Annotated in this window: 12 protein-coding genes; 8 read left to right on the forward strand and 4 right to left on the reverse strand. The window is 71.9% G+C overall.

What is annotated here, in order from left to right:
• The first annotated feature begins 53 nt into the window (after positions 1 to 53).
• From ACIBJG_RS02385 to ACIBJG_RS02395, 3 genes are all read left to right on the forward strand, one after another.
• The gene (locus tag ACIBJG_RS02385) at positions 54 to 464 is read left to right on the forward strand and encodes a rodlin (protein WP_399303045.1); all 411 of its coding nucleotides are present in this window, start codon (positions 54 to 56) and stop codon (positions 462 to 464) included.
• A 231-nt stretch (positions 465 to 695) separates the two neighbouring features.
• Positions 696 to 899 (forward strand): hypothetical protein, encoded by a 204-nt coding sequence (locus ACIBJG_RS02390; RefSeq protein WP_399303047.1) that lies wholly within the window; start codon positions 696 to 698, stop codon positions 897 to 899.
• A 116-nt stretch (positions 900 to 1,015) separates the two neighbouring features.
• Complete coding sequence (locus ACIBJG_RS02395; protein ID WP_399303049.1) at positions 1,016 to 1,426, forward strand: rodlin; 411 nt, start codon at positions 1,016 to 1,018, stop codon at positions 1,424 to 1,426.
• 126 nt (positions 1,427 to 1,552) lie between these two features.
• Here the strand turns inward: ACIBJG_RS02395 and ACIBJG_RS02400 are convergent, their stop codons facing one another.
• Positions 1,553 to 2,053 carry a DUF5949 family protein gene (locus tag ACIBJG_RS02400; RefSeq protein ID WP_399303051.1) on the reverse strand — a complete coding sequence of 167 codons (501 nt, stop codon included), beginning with the start codon at positions 2,051 to 2,053 and terminating at the stop codon, positions 1,553 to 1,555.
• Between the two features lie 374 nt (positions 2,054 to 2,427).
• Between ACIBJG_RS02400 and rsgA the strand changes: the two genes are divergently transcribed.
• A complete protein-coding gene (rsgA, locus tag ACIBJG_RS02405) occupies positions 2,428 to 3,597 on the forward strand; it encodes a ribosome small subunit-dependent GTPase A (protein ID WP_399303053.1) in 1,170 nt (389 codons plus the stop codon).
• Between the two features lie 72 nt (positions 3,598 to 3,669).
• Complete coding sequence (locus tag ACIBJG_RS02410) at positions 3,670 to 5,037, forward strand: DNA-3-methyladenine glycosylase 2 family protein (protein ID WP_399303294.1); 1,368 nt, start codon at positions 3,670 to 3,672, stop codon at positions 5,035 to 5,037.
• 5 nt (positions 5,038 to 5,042) lie between these two features.
• Here the strand turns inward: ACIBJG_RS02410 and ACIBJG_RS02415 are convergent, their stop codons facing one another.
• The 3 genes from ACIBJG_RS02415 to ACIBJG_RS02425 all read right to left on the reverse strand — a co-directional run bounded on the left by ACIBJG_RS02415 (position 5,043) and on the right by ACIBJG_RS02425 (position 9,145).
• Entirely contained in the window at positions 5,043 to 7,184 is a 2,142-nt protein-coding gene (locus ACIBJG_RS02415; RefSeq protein ID WP_399303297.1) for a glycosyl hydrolase family 95 catalytic domain-containing protein, read from the reverse strand.
• A 397-nt stretch (positions 7,185 to 7,581) separates the two neighbouring features.
• The gene (locus tag ACIBJG_RS02420; protein ID WP_399303055.1) at positions 7,582 to 8,064 is read right to left on the reverse strand and encodes a DUF456 domain-containing protein; all 483 of its coding nucleotides are present in this window, start codon (positions 8,062 to 8,064) and stop codon (positions 7,582 to 7,584) included.
• Between the two features lie 91 nt (positions 8,065 to 8,155).
• Positions 8,156 to 9,145 carry a helix-turn-helix domain-containing protein gene (locus ACIBJG_RS02425; RefSeq protein WP_399303057.1) on the reverse strand — a complete coding sequence of 330 codons (990 nt, stop codon included), beginning with the start codon at positions 9,143 to 9,145 and terminating at the stop codon, positions 8,156 to 8,158.
• Positions 9,146 to 9,356: 211 nt separating this feature from the next.
• On the opposite strand from ACIBJG_RS02425, the gene ACIBJG_RS02430 reads away from it, so the two are divergent.
• From ACIBJG_RS02430 to ACIBJG_RS02440, 3 genes are all read left to right on the forward strand, one after another.
• Positions 9,357 to 13,127, forward strand: coding sequence for a S8 family peptidase (locus ACIBJG_RS02430; protein WP_399303058.1), 3,771 nt, complete (start codon positions 9,357 to 9,359; stop codon positions 13,125 to 13,127).
• Positions 13,128 to 13,267: 140 nt separating this feature from the next.
• The gene (locus tag ACIBJG_RS02435; protein WP_399303060.1) at positions 13,268 to 14,839 is read left to right on the forward strand and encodes a protein phosphatase 2C domain-containing protein; all 1,572 of its coding nucleotides are present in this window, start codon (positions 13,268 to 13,270) and stop codon (positions 14,837 to 14,839) included.
• Between the two features lie 128 nt (positions 14,840 to 14,967).
• Positions 14,968 to 16,710, forward strand: a complete 1,743-nt coding sequence (locus ACIBJG_RS02440; RefSeq protein ID WP_399303062.1) for a pyruvate dehydrogenase — start codon at positions 14,968 to 14,970, stop codon at positions 16,708 to 16,710.
• Positions 16,711 to 16,771 lie beyond the last annotated feature (61 nt).

A 16,771-nucleotide genomic window follows, 5' to 3' on the forward strand; every position in this document is an offset into this window, starting at 1 on the left:
GATCAGGTCGCTCCGGACAGGCGGGCAACAGAAAACCCCAGAAGGGCTATTTCATGATCAAGAAGATTCTGGCCTCGGCAGCCGTCGCCGCTTCGATCGTCGGCGTCTCCGCCGCGATCGCGCCGCAGGCCATGGCGATCGGCAACGAAGAGGGCACCACCTCGGTCAACGGCAACGGCGCTGTGCAGTCGTACGGCAACTCCGCCACCCACGGTGACTGGAGCCCGCAGTTCGCGCTGATCCAGGGTTCGCTCAACAAGCCCTGCATCGCCCTGCCTGCCAAGGCCAACGTCGGCTCGCTGCTGGGTGCCGTCCCGATCGCGGTCCAGGACATCAACGTCCTGTCCTCGCCGCAGAACCAGCAGTGCACCGAGAACTCCACCCAGGCCAAGGGTGACGAGGCTCTGTCGCACATCCTGTCCGGCATCCCGATCCTCTCCGGCAACGGCGTCGCCAACGACTAGTCGTTACCGAGGCGCCCGCAACTCCTGGGGTGCCCGCGGTTCCTGGACCACGCGTGGGGCCGACCCGTCCTCGCGGCAGCCGGAGTTCCGGCCGCCCGGACGAGTCGGCCCCACGTCGTGTTCAGCACCGTTCCGGGGCGCGGCCCGACGCTCCCCCGAAAGGACGGGTCCACTGGGCCGGTTGCCGTAGTGCCGGCGGAGGCGCACCGCCTTACCGGGTAAGGGCCACTCATGGACCAGCACGGCAGTCAGCAACGGCGGGACCCGCACCGGTACCCGCAGGACGGCACGCCGATCTACGACCGTCTCCTCGCCGAATGGCAGGCGGCGGCGCGCGGCGGGACGGCGCCGCCGGGTGGCGCGGAGCCAGGACCGCCGGGCGCGGGCGGCCTCGTTCCCGGGGCGCGCGTCTCCGGAGAGGGGTCGCGGGGTTGACGGAACGTCGAACTTACGCCGGATCGAACCCATTTGAGTGGAACCGCGGAACCGAAGCCTCCGTAAGAGGTTGATCAGTACGTTCCAGAACGGAACGCTCCGAAAGGTGAAGCGTGATGAAGAAGATGATGGCCGGCGCAGCAGTGGCCGTGTCCCTGGTCGGCCTGTCGGCCGCCCTGGCCCCCTCGGCCATGGCGATCGGGAACGAGGGGGGCACCACGTCGGTCAACGGCAACGGTGCCGTGGACTCGTTCGGCAACAGCGTGACCCGGGGTGACGGCAGCCCGCAGGTCCAGCTCGTCCAGGGCTCGCTGAACAAGCTCTGCGTCGGAGCGCCGGTCAAGGCCAACGCGGGTGCGCTCGTGGGCCTGCTCGTGCCCGTGGCGGTCCAGGACATCAACGTCCTGTCCTCGCCGCAGAACCAGCAGTGCGCCGACAACTCCACCCAGGCCAAGGGCGACGAGGCTCTTTCCCACCTGGTGAACGGCATCCCGGTCCTCTCCGGGAACGGCATCGCCAACAACTGAGGCCGGACACGACCGCGGGCGGCCCGGAAGGTTCCGGGCCGCCCGCGGTGCGTGGGTGAGGCACCTGAGTACGCAGATGCCCACCGCTCCACGGGGGGCGGTGGGCATCGTGCGTGGCGGGGACGGTCAGCCCAGGCTGCGTACGGGAAGCACGCAGTGGGCGGAGCTCGCGATGACCTCCGGGTCACCCGCGAAGAGGCGCAACTCCTCCTCGCCCACCGGGAGGCCGGGGGCTCCCTGAGGCCACGGGCGGGTGGCGAACATCGTGTGCACCTCGCCCCGTTCGGCGGCGGCGGCCAGCCACTGGGGCGGCACGGGGTACTGGGCCTTGAAGTGAGGCAGCGTCAGGACGGCCTGTCCGGCCTGGACGAGGAGCTTCACCGGGAGGCCCGGCGTCTCGTCGGCGCGCACCGGGCCGCCGCCGGCCGGGAGTCCGCAGCGGTCCAGGGCGATGCGCATGGCGGCCTCGCCGACCGCGGGTCCTTCCGGTCCGTCGCCCAGCGAGTAGGCGAGCAGGAAGGCGACTTCGCGTCCGTCGTGGGGGTGCTCGCCGCTCCAGCCGATCAGGATGAGCGTGCCCAACTGGGCCTGGGTGAACGTGCCGGGGGCTGTCTGGGGGGAGGTCATGTCCGGCACCCTAACCGTCCGCGACCGGTCGATCTCCATGCGTATCACCCGATCGGGGGAGGGCATGTGATATTCCGGCCGGATCTCCCGGCCCGGCGCCGCCGCAGGGCTCCGGAACGGGCTCCCGCGATAAATCCGTTGACGCCACCCGGCCGCCGCGGGCTATCGTGTGCAGCGTTACGGACGGCGGAGAAGACCGCCGTGCCGGGCCGTGCGTGAAACCGGAGGTGAGGACATTGATGACTGTCGCCGCGATGGGCGCTGCCCACAAGCCGAAGATCATCGTTCCCACTTCCGTGGCCGCCGGCTGACCCACCTCGAGAACCTCCGCGCCGCAGTGCGCACTGCCGGGGCCACCCTGTGAAGGGTTTCCCTTGTCTTTCCCGTCTTCTTCCTTCTCCGCTCTTCAGGGCTCCTCGTCGGCGCACCTCCTGACCGCTTACGGCTGGGACGACGGCTGGGCGGCCGAGTTCGCCCCGTACGCCGAACAGGGGCTGCTGCCGGGGCGCGTGGTGCGCGTCGACCGCGGGCAGTGCGACATCGTCACCCCGCACGGCACGGTCCGCGCGGACACCGCGTTCGTCGTGCCCCGTGACCCGATGCGGATCGTGTGCACGGGCGACTGGGCCGCCGTCGACCCCGACGGTGACCCGCGGTTCGTCCGTACCCTGCTGCCGCGGCGCACCGCCTTCGTCCGTTCCACCTCTTCCCAGCGTTCCGAGGGGCAGGTGCTCGCCACCAACGTCGACCACATCGCCATCTGCGTCTCGCTGGCGGTCGAGCTCGACCTCGGGCGGGTGGAGCGCTTCCTGGCCCTGGCCCTGTCCAGCGCCGGCGGTGACGCGCTGCTCCGCGACGGGGCGGCGGCCGGGGACGGCGCCGCGGAGACCCTCGTCGTGCTGACCAAGGCCGACCTGGTCCCGGACGCCGTCACGCTCTCCCACCTCGTCCAGGACGTCGAGCGGCTCGCGCCCGGCGTGCAGGTGCTGCCCGTCAGCTCCGCCACCGGCGAAGGCGTCGACGTGTTCGCCGCCATCGTCTCCGGCGGTACGAGCGTGCTGCTCGGGGCTTCCGGCGCGGGCAAGTCCACCCTGGCCAACACCCTGCTCGGGCACGACGAGATGGAGGTGCAGGCCACCCGTGACACGGACGGCAAGGGCCGGCACACCACCACGACCCGCAACCTGCTGGTCCTGCCCTCCGGCGGTGTCCTGATCGACACGCCGGGACTGCGCGGGGTCGGCCTGTGGGATGCGGAGACCGGCGTCGGCCAGGTCTTCTCCGAGATCGAGGAACTCGCCGCGAAGTGCCGGTTCCACGACTGCGCCCACGAGGCGGAACCGGGCTGCGCGGTGCTGGCGGCGATCGAGGACGGATCGTTGCCCGAGCGGCGCTTCGACAGCTACCGCAAGCTGCTGCGCGAGAACCAGCGCATCGTCGCCAAGACCGATGCCCGGGTCCGCTCCGAGATCCGGCGCGACTGGAAGCGCAAGGGGGCCGAGGGCCGCGCCGCCATGGAGGCCAAGCGCGGCAGGGTCCGGTAGCCGGGGCAGGCCTGGTCGGCGTCCGAAAACCGCGAGTACGGCCGTGTCCGGTGGCGCACACTGGACGGTGTGATGGACGAAGAGACCAGGTACGAGGCGGTGAGCAGCCGCGACGCGCGTTTCGACGGGGAGTTCTTCTTCGCCGTCGAAACGACCGGCATCTACTGCCGGCCGAGCTGCCCCGCCGTCACCCCCAAACGCAAGAACGTCCGCTTCTACCCGACCGCGGCCGCCGCCCAGGGCAACGGCTTCCGGGCGTGCCGGCGCTGCCGCCCGGACGCCGTGCCCGGCTCCGCGGACTGGAACGCCCGGGCGGACGTGGTCGGCCGTGCCATGCGGATGATCGGCGACGGTGTGGTGGACCGGGAAGGCGTCCCCGGTCTCGCCCACCGGCTCGGCTACAGCTCGCGGCAGGTCCAGCGCCAGCTCAACGCCGAGCTGGGCGCCGGGCCCGTCGCCCTGGCTCGCGCCCAGCGCGCGCACACCGCGCGTCTCCTGCTCCAGACCACCGGGCTGCCCGTCACCGAGATTGCGTTCGCGGCGGGTTTCGCCTCGGTGCGTCAGTTCAACGACACCGTCCGGCAGATCTACGCCCGCACCCCGAGCGAGCTGCGCACCGAGGCCGGCACCGGGCTCGGCGCCGCACCCCGGCAGGCCCGCACCACCGGCATTCCGCTCCGGCTCGCGCACCGGGGTCCGTACGCGGCCCGTGAGGTCTTCGACCTGCTCGGTGCCGAGGCGGTCGGCCGGATCGAGGAGGTCAGCGGGGAGCCCGGCCACCGGACGTACCGCCGCACTCTGCGCCTGCCGCACGGCACCGGCATCGCCGCCGTGGACGAGCGGTCCGCCGGGTCATGGCTGGAGGCCCGCATCCACCTCACGGACCTGCGGGACCTGACCACCGCGGTGCAGCGGCTGCGCCGGCTGTTCGACCTGGACGCCGACCCGTACGCCGTGGACGAGCTGCTGGGCGCCGATCCGCTGCTCGCACCGGGTGTCGCCGCCCGGCCGGGACTGCGCTCGCCCGGTACGGCGGACCCCGAGGAGTTCGCCGTACGGGCGCTGCTGGGCCCGGCGGCCGCCGGTGAGCTGGTCGAGACGTACGGAAAGGTCCTGGACGTGCCCTGCGGCGGGCTCACCCATGTGTTCCCCGAACCGGGCGTCCTGGCGGGTGCGGTGTCCGACCCGGTGCTGCGGGCACTCGCCACCGCTCTCGCCGACGGCGGCGCACAGCTCGACGCGGGGGCCGACCGGGATGCGGCCGAACAGGCGCTGCTGCGGCTGCCGGGCATCGACCCGGCCACCGCGAAGCTGATCCGGATGCGCGGCCTGGGCGACCCCGATGTGGACCCGTACGGGACACCCGGCTCGGACCGGTGGCGGCCCTGGCGCTCCTACGGGGTACGCCGCGCGGAGGCCATGGACCGGGTGCCCGCGTAACGGGGTCAGGCCGGCAGGCCCCAGCTCGGTGCCGGCTCGTTCGCCGCGACCGGGCGGACGGTCAGGTCCGGGCGGTCGCCCGCCGCGGTGATCAGCGCCGACTCGCCCTTGCGGAGCCGGATGCGTACCGCGCCGCCGTCCAGCTCCTCGTGGGCCAGGGCGTGGCCGTGCCGGTCACGGACCTCGACGGCCCCCTCGATGCCGTGCCGTACGACGCAGGGCGCTCCCGCCTCGCTGGTGAGGCGTACCCAGCGTGTCCGGCCGCCCTCCCGCACGGCGCTGAGCAGGAAGGCGCCCTGCGTACGGAAGTCGTGGACGGTCAGGTCCTGCCAGGCCGAGGGCAGCGCTGGGAAGACCCTGATGGTGTCGCCCCAGGACTGGCAGACCATGTCGTGGAGCGACTGGGCCGCCGACAGCGGGGTCTCGATGACCGGGCCGGACTCCTTGTACATGGTGTTGGGCTGGATGAACCGGCTCATCAGCTGCCCCAGGTACTTCAGCGCGTCCTCGCCCTTGCCGAGCAGCGCGGACATGGAGGCGGCGCCGGTGAAGGTGTAGCCCTGCAGCGCGCCCTCGAAGCCGACCCAGTGGGCGAGGGACTTCTCGATCAGGGCGCGTTCCGCGTCGGTCGTCCCGGTGACCTCGTACAGCGGGTACACCGCGAGCATGTGCGAGTAGTGGCGGTGGGACTTCGCGAACGGCACCCCGGCGCCGATCATGTAGCCGTTCTCGTCGGCCGGGTACGGGGCGAGCCTGGCCAGCACCTCCTGCCAGCGGGCGGTCAGCGGGTCGTGGAGGCCCAGCTCCCGGTCCGAGTCGATCAGGGTGCGGCAGCCCCAGCGCAGCAGCATCAGGTCGTAGTTGCAGTCGGGGGCGTTGACGCCGTACTCGGGGGAGAAGGTCGCCGGAAGGTGCAGCCGGCCGTCGGCGCCCGGGGTGAGGAAGTGCAGGTAGTAGTTGACGGCCTTGCGCAGCAGCGGGAAGAGGGTGTCGCGCAGGACGGACCGGTCCATGGTGTGGCGGTAGGAGAGCCAGACGTTGTGCAGGGCCCAGGTCAGGTTGCCGACCTCGGGGGTGGGCGGGTCCTGGCCGGGGATGCCGACGCCGTAGCCGCCGTCGGCGACCGCGGCGCCGTTGACGAGCTGGGGGTCGGTGGTGCGGGGGATGCCCGCCGAGTCGGCCCGGTAGGGGGCGGCCACCTCACGGGAGAGCTGGTCCCGGAATTCGCTCAGGGCCCGGGTGACGGCGTCGAGCTCCAGGTGGTTGGAGCCGTGGATCAGCCAGTACTCCAGCTGGACGTTGAGGTTCCACCACGTGTTGGGCCACGGCGTGGGCTCCAGCCAGGGGCCCGAGGTGGCCATCACGGGGGCGTCCTTGCGCGCGGCCGACGCCGTTTTGTAGAGCTGGATCCAGTAGAAGCGCTGCAGCCGGGCGTCGGGCAGGGACAGGAAGCTCCTGCGGTAGAAGCGGTCCCACCAGGCGCGGTGCGGGGCGGCGAGCAGGGTGTACGGGAGGGGGGAGGCGGCCGTGACCGTGCGCAGGGCGCGGTCGCGGGCGGTGTTCTTGGGGTGGGAGTGCGCGACCGTCACGTACAGGGTGCGGGCGGCGCCGCGTGCCCGTTCGCGCCAGGCGGTGACGTGCTGTCCGCCCGCGAGCAGCGACTGCACGGCCGCGGTCGTCGGGCCGTGTTCCTCGACGACGGCCGGGGGGTTGCCCGTGTAGCCGTCCGGGAGTGGCTTGAAGGCGGCCCGGGGGCTGATCGCCTCGGCCGGGTGGAAGACCCAGCGGAAGTCCTTCTCGCCGGCGCTCGGGGTCACCTCGACGGCCAGCACGTCACCGGTTGACTGCACGAGGGCGCGGAGCGTGAGGGTGCCGGCCGAGGTGGTGACGGTGCCCTGCAACTCGGCGGTGTGCAGCCGCATCCGCCAGTCGACGCCCGTGATGGTGCCTGCCGGCTCCAGGGTGAAGTGGCCGATCGGGAGCCGCGCCAGGCCGAAGAGCGAACCGAACTCGGGCCGGTGGTCCTGGACCTCGGAGTGCTGGACGTTGAAGCGGATCGCCGTGGTCTCGGCGCCGGGCTCCGCGTAGATACCGGAGCCGAGCCGGCCGTTGCCCAGGTACGGGCCCTCGTACCAGGTCTTCGGCATCCTCTGCCAGCGCAGGTCGGCGTCGTCGAGGACGGTGGTCCAGCTGTCCGCGGGGGAGTGCACCAGGGTGGAGGCGGCCGGGGCGGGAGCCTGGGCGGCCTGGGCGGGGACGGCGGCGCCGCCCACCACGAGGGCTCCGCCGAGCGCCGTGCCCGTGGCGAGGACGCTTCTGCGGGAAGGGGCGGGCGAGGAATCGGTGTGGGAGAAGGCGGCGGGGTCCGGTGCTGTGGGCAAGGAAACTCCTGGCGATTCGTACGCAGGCGGGCGCATCAATTCATCCGAGCTCTGTCCTCACGGAACGTAGACTTGAGCCTTCTGTCCGTCAATAGGGGGTGAGAGATCCGATGTGTTTCCCTCTATGTGATCGCGCTTCGCCCATGTGACGATGAGGGGGTCGTCAGCCCCAGATCACCGCACCCAGCCACGCCCCCGCCACCAGCAGGCACGCGAACAGTTCGACGAGCACGGAGTAGCCGGTCGCCCGCATCACCGAGCGGACCGATGCCCAGGCAGCCCCGCGGCTGCCCAGCCGCAGCCGCTCCGCCCCGTAGATCACGCCCACGTACCCGGCGACGGCACCGACCACCGGGATCACGAAGAATCCGGTGATCGCGCCGATCCCGCCGAGCATCAGCGTCCGCCGCGGCGCTCCGGACTCACGGGGTCGCCGCGGTGGCAGGAGGGGTTTGAGTGCCTGGTTCAGCAGCAGCAGCGCCGTCGCCCCGATCAGCACACCCCAGGCGGCCGGGGTCATGTCCGTCAGCGCCCACCACAGGACGGCGGCCCAGACGATCGCCTGCCCGGGCACGCCGGGCACCAGCACGCCGATCAGGCCGAGCAGCATGACCAGACCGACGGCGACGAGCTGCCACACACTCATCTGACCAGCCTGCCGGAGTCCGGCCGGTCCCGCCCGTCGTCGCCTCCCACCATGGGCCCGTCGGCGCAGCTCAGAGGCGTGACGCCGTGGTCTACGGGCGGGGTTCGCGGGCGACCCAGCCCCGCTCGTACGCATGCCAGCCCAGCTGGAGCCGGGTCGACACCCCGGTGAGTTCCATCAGGCCCTTGACCCGGCGCTGCACCGTCCGCAGCCCCAGGTCCAGCTGTTTCGCCACGCTGGCATCGGTCAGCCCGGCCAGCAGCAGCGACAGGATCTCCAGATCCGTCGGATCGGGCCCGGTCGCGTCCTCCCCGACCTTGCCGCTCTCGGCGAGCCGCAGCGGCATCGCCTCGCGCCATACCGCCTCGAAGAGCCCCGTCAGCGACTCCAGCAGCCCCGAGGCGTGCACCACCAGGGCCGCCGGCTCCGCACCGCGGCGGGTCAACGGCACCATCGCCAGCGCCCCGTCCGCGATGACCAGCTTCGTCGGCACCCGGTCCACGACGCGGCACTGCTCGTCGCGGCTCAGCGCCGCCGACAGCTCCAGGATTCCCGACGGCAGCCCCAGCACCTCGCGCTCGACCACCACCCGGAACGACACCCCGCGGGTGGCGGCCTGCTCCTCCGACTCGTTGTCGAGCCCGCTGACCGCGATGGGGTTCCCGGTGACCAGGGCGCACACCTCGTTCGTCGCCCCCAGTTGCAGCTGATGGAAACGGTGGGCCACGGCGCTCGCCCCGGTGACCACCTCGACCAGATCGTGCACGGCCGGCTCGGCGGCGTCCGCCCGGTACTCCTCGGCCAGCAGCACCGCCGCCAGTTCCGCCTGCTCCAGCTCGTGCCGCTGCTGCGTCAGCAGCGCCCCCAGCGCGACCCCGGGCGGCGCCGCGACCCACCGCCCCGTACGGGCCGACGACTGGGCGGCCAGCCCGTGCTGCTCCAGCCGCCGCAGTGCCCGCTCGGTGTCCCGTTCGGGCAGGGCCAGCCGGTGAGCGAGATCGGAGACCTCCGCGGCTCCCACCGCCACCAGCGCGCGATAGGCCGACTCCTGCGCCTCGTCGAGACCTATGGCTCCCAGCATCCCCGGACCCCTCCCGACCGTGTTGCTTGCCTGTCCTGTCGTGCTGCTCGGCCGACCCGTCATGGCGGAAAGCGGCCACGGCGTAAACCCGCCGTGGCACATCATCGCTGTACCGCCCGTCACTCTGCCAATGTGGCGCCACCGCAGCACCAACAACCTCCGGAATACGAGCCTTTGCGCCTGTTCATTCCGGTTCTACTTGGGGAGAGCGATGCGTCCGATATCGCGTACGGCACTGGGGGCGGCCACCGCCGCCGTCCTCGCCGTCACGGTGATCGCACCGTCCGTGGCAGCGCCACAGGGCGACGCGACCGCGAGGAGACCGCTGACGGGCAGCGCGGCTGCCAGCGCCAAGGCGAACAAGCCGGTCACCGTCACGCTGGTCACCGGCGACAAGGTGCTGGTGAGCACCGACGGTTCGGGGAACGCCTCGGCCACCGCGCTGCCCCGCGAGGACGGCACGCTGCCCCTCGTGCAGACCCGCCGCTCGGGCAAGGACCTGTACGTCTACCCGGACACCGCGGTGAAGGCGCTCGCCGCGCGCACCGTCGACGAGGAACTCTTCAACGTCACCGGGCTCATCCGCCAGGGGTACGACGACGCGCACACGGACTCCGTACCGCTGATCGCGACCTACTCCAAGAACACCGCACGCAGCGCGCCCGTCACCCCGCGCGGCGCCGAGCGCGGCCTCGCCCTCCCGGCCATCGACGGCGTGGCGCTCAAGGCCGACAAGAAGCAGACCGCCGGGTTCTGGTCGGACATCACCGCGACCACCCGGTCCCGCTCCGCCGCCGGACTGAAGAAGCTCTGGCTGGACCGCAAGGTCGAGGCCAGCCTCGACCGCTCCACCAAGCAGATCGGCGCCGACCTCGCCTGGGCCGCCGGCTACGACGGCAAGGGCACCAAGGTCGCCGTCCTGGACACCGGCGCCGACGCCGAACACCCGGACCTCAAGGGCCGGATCACCGAGTCGAAGAACTTCACCGACTCCGACACCACCGACGACCGCCAGGGCCACGGCACCCACACGCTGTCCACCGTGGGCGGCACCGGCGCGGCCAGCGGCGGGAAGAAGAAGGGCGTCGCCCCCGGCGCCGACCTGCTCGTCGGCAAGGTGCTCAACGACCAGGGCTCCGGCGACTCCTCCTGGATCATCGCGGGCATGCAGTGGGCCGTCGACCAGAAGGCCGACGTCGTCTCCATGAGCCTGGGCAGCCAGACCCCGACCGACTGCACCGACCCGATGAGCCTGGCCGCCGAGGAACTCGGCAAGAGCAAGGACACCCTGTTCGTCATCGCCGCCGGCAACGCGGGGCCGACGCTCAACACCGTCTCCTCGCCCGGGTGCGCGCCCAGCGTGCTGACCGTCGGCGCGGTCGACCGTGACGACTCCACCGCCCAGTTCTCCAGCCGCGGCCCCGCGATCGTCTCGCACACCCTCAAGCCCGAGATCGCCGCCCCGGGCGTCAACATCTCCGCCGCCGCCGCGGGTGGCCGCGGCGTCTACGCGTACCAGTCCATGTCCGGTACGTCGATGGCCACCCCGCACGTCGCGGGCGCCGCCGCCATCGTCAAGGAACGCCACCCCGACTGGACGGCCCAGCAGGTCAAGGCGGCCCTCGTCTCGTCCGCGAAGAGCGACATCCCCGGTGACGTACGCGAGACCGGCGGCGGCCGGCTCGACGTGAAGGCCGCCATCGACACGACGCTCACCGGAGCGCCCGCCGTCCAGGGCGGCACCTTCAACTGGCCGCAGGACAGGACCGACCGCACCACCGTGCAGATCCCGTACACGAACACGGGCAGCAAGCCGGTGAAGCTGTCGCTCACCCTCCAGGGCGTCACGGGCAACGACGGTTCGGCCGTCCGGTCCACCGTCGCCGCACTCGGCGCGAAGAGCGTCACCGTGCCCGCCGGAGCGACGGTCCAGGTCCCGCTGAAGCTCGACCCGACCGCGAAGCTCCGGGACAGCCAGTACGGCGACGTCACCGGCCGGGTGCTGGCCACCGCCACCGGCGGCGTCAAGGTCTCGACCCCGTTCTCGCTGTACGTCGGCGCCGAGACCGTCACCCTGCGCGTCAAGCTGATCGACCGCAACGGCGAGCCCGCCACGGGCTCGTCCTCACTGGACATCATCGGCACCGACACCGCCACCGGCGAACGCCGCTTCAACGACGGCTCCACCGACCAGGTGTACGAGGTGCGTCCCGGCGCCTACTTCGTCTCCAGCTTCATCGTCTCGGCCGACCCGGATGACGCCACCGGCAGTCTCGCCAAGTCGGTCGGCTACCTCGCCCGGCCCCAGCTCAACGTCACCAAGGACACCGTTCTGGTGCTGGACGCCCGCAAGGCGCACCGGATCAAGCTGAAGACGGAGGACCGGACCACCGAGACCCGCAGTGCGACGCTCGCCTTCGGCCGCAGCTGGGACGACGTCTGGCTGCACTCCGGATCCATCGCCGGCAGTAGCGTCATCAAGGACTACCTGGTCGACATCCAGGGCCGGGCCCGTGACGGCGACTTCGAGTTCGACAGCTTCTGGCGTGCCTACGCCCCGCAGATCGAGAAGCTCGCGGTCGTCGGCGGCGTCACCCTGCACCCCACCACCGCCTCCTCCGGTTCGGTCAACCTCGACGGAACCGGGCAGGCCGCACTCGTCGACGCCGGCACCGGTACCCCCGATGAGCTGAAGGCCGCCGACGTGTCGGGCAAGATCGCCCTGGTCCTCGTCCAGGACGGCGCCGCCATGGCCGTCCAGGCACGCGACGCCCGGGCCGCCGGCGCCGTGGCGGTCATCGCCCACCGCCCGTCCGCGGGCCCGTGGAAGCCGTCCGTCGGATACGGCGCGGCGCCCCTGCCCTCGCTCGGCATCCAGGCGGACGAGGCGGCCGCTCTGACCGCCGCGCTCGCCGCCGGACCGGTGAAGCTGAGCTGGAAGGCCACCGCGTCCAGCCCGTTCGTCTACAACCTGGCCTTCCCGGAGAAGGGCACCGTCACCTCGGACCGCACGTACAAGGTCAGGGACAAGGCGCTCAGCTCGGTCGGCTCCACCTACGAGTCGATGGGCGTCAAGACCGACTTCGTGGACACGCTGCTCGTCGCCACGCCCTACGGCGCCCGGTTCGGCGTCGGCGCCTTCGACAGCGTGGCCGCCCCCGGAAAGCGCACCGAGTACTACTCGGCGGGCGACAATGCCTGGCAGCAGGCGCTCTCCTCCAGCTTCCCGTGGGGCGAGTTCATGACGGACGAGTTCCGTACGTACAAGGCCGGTTCGAAGCGCGCTGCCAACTGGTACCGGGGCGTCCTCGTCCCGTCCGCGCCCCGCGACGACCAGGGCAAGGAGATGCTAGCCGCCGAACGCCAGGACAATCTGATCGGCGTCGCCCCGGGCTTCTGGAGCGACAGCGAACACGGCGGACTCCAGGGCTCCTTCGGGGACATGGGCAGCATGCGGCTCACCAGTGGTGGCCAGGTGCTCGGTGAATCCGGCTGGCCGTCCGGGGTGTTCACGGTGCCGGCCGAGGACGCGGCGTACGAACTCACCATGATGACCATGAAGTGGGGTCAGCCCGCCGCGGTGTGGAAGCGGTCCACCAGGACCGAGACCACCTGGAAGTTCCGCTCGCACCGGGACGAGAACGCCTACTCGCAGGGCATCCCGCTCCTCTTCCCGGGCTACGACCTGCCTTCGGACGGGATGAAGACCCTGGCGGCGAAGGACGGTCAGCAGATCGGCCTGAGCGTCTCGGGCCACGCCGGTTACACGCCCGGCAAGGTCACGGCCGCCAAGGTCTCGTACTCGTACGACGGCGGCGAGACCTGGACCGCGGCCACCACCGCGCAGCGGAACGGCCGTTGGACCGCGACCGTGAACCACGCGGACGCGGCCGGCAAGTCGGTCACGCTGCGCACCGAACTGACGGACGCCAACGGCAACTCCGTCGTCCAGACCGTGACCGCCGCCTACGCAGTGCGCTGACGGCGCGTCACCCGACCGGTCCGCCGGGCGTCCTTCCCGTGGGGGGTGGGGCCGCCCGGCGGACCTCTTCCATGACGGGACTCGGCCACTATTTCCGGATGTCCCGTTTTCGCATGGCCTCCGCGGTGGACAATAAGGGCATGAGTCAGCAGGGGGAGAGGCCCGCCGCCCACGAGGACGACTGGTGGCGCAGGCTGTACGACGAATCCGCCCCGGACACCGGGGCGAGCCACGCGGCCGACAGTCTCGACGACCGCTTCGACTCGGCGTCGGGCGCGGTGGGGCCCGATGGCGGTGAGGCGTACGAGACCGCCGCCGCGGTGCCCGAGCCGAGGGCGGCACCGTCCGCGGTCACCCGAACGGAGGACGTGTCCGCGGCCCCGCCGCCCGAGGTGGCCGCGCGCGCCCCGTGGGAGCCACCCGCCGGCCCGCCAGGGCCGCGCACCTTCGCCGGTCCGCCACCGCCCCCACCGGCTCCCGCCCCCGCGCCACCACCGCCACCGGCTCCCGCGCCGGAGCCCGCGCCACCTCCCGCCGACCCCCGCATCGCCCGGAGTCTTCCGGCCGGGCAGGAGGCCGAGGCGCCGACCGTCGTGTCCCGGCCGCCCGTCGGGCCGGACGAGGCTGTGCCGCCGCTGCCCAGGCGCCCGGTCGTCGAGCGACCCCACGACTCCGTTCCGGCCGAACCCGGCCCAGCCCCGGAACCGGCCCCCGAGGCGGCAGCGCCGCGTCCCCCGGTCGCCCACGTGGGCGCGAGGCCGCCCACGTACGACGCCGAACCCACCGCGCTGCCCGCGAGCGACCCGCGCGAACTTGACGGGCTCGTCGCCGACACCGTCCTCGACGGCGCCCGGTACGGCACGTACACCCTGCGAGCCGCCTCCGTGCGGGGGGACTCCGCGCGCTTCCGGGGCGAGCCCCGCCGCGACGCACTGCTCACCGCGCGGTTCGGGACCGCGGAGGGAGCGCTCGTCCTCGTCGCCGTCGCGGGCGGCGACCGGTCGTCCGAGAGCGCGCACCTGGCCGCGGCCGACGCGTGCCGCTGGATCGCCGAAGCCGTCGGACGCAGCCACGCCCGACTCTCCGACGACATAAGAGCGGGCCGCCGCGGCGACCTCAAATCCGGACTGCACCGGCTGACCGACCGCAGTTACGGCAGGCTGCGCGCGCGGGCCGCCGAACTCGGCCGCGAACCGGACGCGTACACGACGGGCCTGCGCTGCCTCCTGCTGTCCGCCGATCCCGACTGCCGCACCCGGGTGTTCTTCGGCGTGGGCGGCGGCGGGCTCTTCCGGCTGCGGGACGGCAGCTGGCAGGACCTCGAACCGATCGTGCCGCAGACCGGTGCGCTCACCGGGGAGGCCGTCGTCGGCTACGGTTCGGCAGCGCCCGAGAGCGGGCCCGAGGGCGACCGGCTGACCATGGACCTGGGGGTCACCACCGCCCCGCCCCCGTACATCGAGGACCCGGTTCCGCCGCCCGCCGAGCCGTTCCGCTTCCGCGCATCGGTCGCCCGGCCGGGCGACACCCTGTTGCTGTGCAGCCAGGGCCTCGCCGAGCCGCTGCGCGGCGAGCCGGCCCTGGCCGAGGAGCTCGCCGAGCGCTGGACACCGGCCGAGGCGCCCGGCCTCGGCGCGTTCCTCGACGACACCCGGCTCAGGGTGAAGGGGTACGCCGACGACCGGACGGCGGTCGGCGTCTGGGAGGCGTAACCGCCCGGGCCATGGGTTGATGGACTCCGGAGAATCCGTCCGGCCGGGGTTTCGTCCTCCGGAGGCCGGACAGCCGGAAGCCGGACAGCCGGACGTGCACGGAGCACAGGCAGAGGGAGTACGCATCCATGGCCAAGCAGAACGTGTCGGAGCAGTTCGTCGACATCCTCGCCCGGGCGGGCGTCAAGCGCCTGTACGGGGTGGTCGGCGACAGCCTCAACCCGGTCGTCGACGCGATCCGGCGTAACCCGGACGTCGACTGGATCCAGGTCAGGCACGAGGAGACGGCCGCGTTCGCCGCCGGCGCGGAGGCGCAGATCACGGGCGATCTGGCGGCCTGCGCCGGATCGTGCGGCCCCGGCAACCTGCACCTCATCAACGGCCTCTACGACGCCCACCGGTCCATGGCGCCCGTCCTCGCGCTCGCCTCGCACATCCCGTCGAGCGAGATCGGCCTCGGCTACTTCCAGGAGACCCATCCGGAGCTGCTCTTCCAGGAGTGCAGCCACTACAACGAGATGATCTCCAACCCGCAGCAGATGCCGCGGCTGCTCCAGACGGCCATCCAGCACGCGATCGGCCGGGGCGGCGTCGCCGTCGTCTCGATGCCCGGCGACGTGGCCTCGCAGCCCGCGCCGGAGAAGTCCGTCGAGCACGCCCTGGTCACCTCGCGGCCCACCGTGCGGCCGGGCGACGCGGAGATCGAGAAGCTCTGCCGGATGGTCGACGAGGCCAAACGGGTGACGCTGTTCTGCGGCAGCGGCACGGCGGGCGCGCACGCCGAGGTCATGGAGTTCGCCGAGCGGGTGAAGGCCCCCGTGGGCCATGCCCTGCGCGGCAAGGAGTGGATCCAGTACGACAACCCGTACGACGTCGGCATGAGCGGACTGCTCGGTTACGGCGCCGCGTACGAGGCCACGAACGAGTGCGATCTGCTGATCCTGCTCGGCACGGACTTCCCGTACAACGCCTTCCTCCCCACCGATGTGAAGATCGTCCAGGTCGATGTGCGCCCCGAACACCTGGGCCGCCGCTCCAAGCTCGACCTGGCGGTCTGGGGCGACGTCCGCGAGACGCTGCGCTGTCTGACCCCGCGGGTGAAGGCCAAGAGCGACCGCAAGTTCCTCGACCGGATGCTCAAGAAGCACGCGGACGCGCTGGAGGGTGTGATCAGCGCGTACACCCGCAAGGTCGACAAGCACGTCCCGATCCATCCGGAGTACGTGGCCTCGGTCCTGGACGAACTCGCTGACGAGGACGCGGTGTTCACCGTCGACACCGGCATGTGCAACGTCTGGGCCGCCCGCTATCTGACGCCGAACGGCAAGCGCAGGGTGATCGGTTCGTTCAGCCACGGCTCGATGGCCAACGCGCTGCCTCAGGCCATCGGCGCGCAGTTCACCGACCGGAACCGACAGGTCGTCTCGATGTCCGGAGACGGCGGATTCACCATGCTGATGGGGGACTTCCTGACCCTCGTCCAGTACGACCTGCCGGTGAAGGTCGTCCTGTTCAACAACTCCTCGCTGGGCATGGTCGAGCTGGAGATGCTGGTCGCAGGGCTGCCGTCGTTCGGCACGACCAACAAGAACCCCGACTTCGCGGCTGTCGCGCGGGCCTCGGGGGCGTACGGCGTCCGCGTGGAGAAGCCCAAGCAGTTGGAGAGCGCCCTCAGGGACGCCTTCAAGCACAAGGGGCCGGCGCTCGTCGACGTCGTGACCGACCCGAACGCGCTCTCCATCCCGCCGAAGATCAGCGCGGACATGGTGACCGGCTTCGCGCTCTCCGCGAGCAAGATCGTGCTGGACGGCGGTGTGGGCAGGATGGTCCAGATGGCCCGGTCCAACCTGCGGAACGTGCCCCGGCCGTAGGGCTCGTCCAGGGCTGCTGACGGGGCGTCATATCCAGGTTGTTGACGCCCCCTTGGCGGGC

The sequence above is a fragment of the Streptomyces sp. NPDC050422 genome (genome assembly GCF_044458665.1).
Classification (GTDB): domain Bacteria; phylum Actinomycetota; class Actinomycetes; order Streptomycetales; family Streptomycetaceae; genus Streptomyces.